Origin of the sequence: Acetobacter sicerae (assembly GCF_011516765.1) — a bacterium.
In the GTDB taxonomy this organism is placed as follows: Bacteria; Pseudomonadota; Alphaproteobacteria; order Acetobacterales; family Acetobacteraceae; genus Acetobacter; species Acetobacter sicerae.
The window spans coordinates 1-1,409 of the sequence record NZ_JAAABN010000065.1; the positions used below are offsets into that span (position 1 = coordinate 1).

At 64.1% G+C, this 1,409-nt stretch carries 2 protein-coding genes; one reads left to right on the forward strand and one right to left on the reverse strand.

What is annotated here, in order from left to right; all coding sequences use genetic code 11:
• A partial coding sequence (locus GVI59_RS18565) for a P-type ATPase (RefSeq protein WP_242013219.1) occupies positions 1 to 980 on the reverse strand: 980 nt, incomplete at its 3' end.
• Positions 981 to 1,179: 199 nt separating this feature from the next.
• Between GVI59_RS18565 and GVI59_RS18570 the strand changes: the two genes are divergently transcribed.
• The coding region (locus GVI59_RS18570) for a metal-sensitive transcriptional regulator (protein WP_173575519.1) at positions 1,180 to 1,409 on the forward strand (230 nt) is incomplete at its 3' end.

The following is a 1,409-nucleotide window of genomic DNA, read 5'->3' on the forward strand; positions in this document are numbered from 1 at the left end:
ACGGCCTCGGCCGTCATCAGCAGGCTGCCGGTGCCGTTGATGGTTCCGCCCGTCACCTTGTCACCCGGGCCCTTGGCGACAGGTGCTGGCTCTCCTGTCAGCATGGCTTCGTCCACGCTGGAGCGCCCGTCCATGACGGTGCCGTCCACCGGGATGCTTTCCCCCGGCCGGATGCGGAGCCGATTGCCGGGCACGATCTGGGCCAGCGGTACGTCGTCCTCGCGATCCTGCGCGCCGACCCGGTGTGCGATTTTCGGTGCGAGATCCAGCAGGGCGCGAATGGCGCGACTGGTACGGGCGCGGGCGCGCAGTTCCAGGACCTGCCCGGCCAACACCAGGGCCACGATAACACCTGCGGCTTCGTAATAGACCGGGACCGACCCGTCATGCATGCGGAAGGCAGCAGGGAACAGGCCAGGGGCTACTGTCGCGGCGATGCTGTAGAGAAAGCCCGCGCCGACGCCCAGCATGATCAACGTAAACATGTTCAGATGCCGGGTGCGGAGAGACATCCAGCCGCGTTCGAGGAACGGCCAGCCGGCCCACAGCACGATTGGTGCCGTAAGCGCCAACTGAATCCAGTTCGTCAGGCCGCCATCGAAAAATGCCAGCCCTCCCATATCCGCCGCCATGGCGATGACGACGAGCGGGACCGCCAATATGCTCGCTCCCCACAGGCGCCGGCTGAAATCCACGAGTTCCGGGTTGGGCATGTCGGCGTCGGATGGCTCCTCCGGTTCCAGCGCCATGCCGCAGATGGGGCAGGAGCCGGGGTGATCCTGTCGGATCTGGGGGTGCATCGGGCAGGTCCAGATCATCCCGGCCCGCCTGGGCTGAGGCTTGATGGGCGTCGTGTCCGCCTTGTGCAGGTAATGACAGGGGGCGGCCTCGAACTTTGTCTGGCAGTGCGCGCTGCAAAAATACCAGGTCCGGCCATCATGGTCGGCATGATGCGTCGCCGTCGCGGGATCGACCGTCATGCCACACACAGGATCCTTGACCAGGTGCGCGTCAACTCCGGTCGCTGCCGGGGTGGGACCCTCTCCATGGAGATGGGACGCGCAAGCTGCTGTATTGTCGTTCGTCATGAAGCCCCCTTGCTTGTGGCCGCCAGCCGCGGCGTCGAAGTATGCCATAATCGCTTGCACTTCAAGGTATGCCCCTGTAGGGTATAGTGCAATGAGGCAGTCACGGGTAAAGATTTCGCAGGGCCTGAAACGGGTCGAAGGTCAGGTGCGTGGCATCCAGAAAATGGTGGACGAAGACCGCTATTGCGTGGATGTTCTGCTTCAGCTTCGGGCCGCCAAGGCGGCGTTGCATCGGCTCGAGGGGCTTGTTCTGCGCGAACATATCGCGGGCTGCGTTGTAGAGGCGATCGAATCCGGCGATCCGGTGGAGCGTCAGGAAAA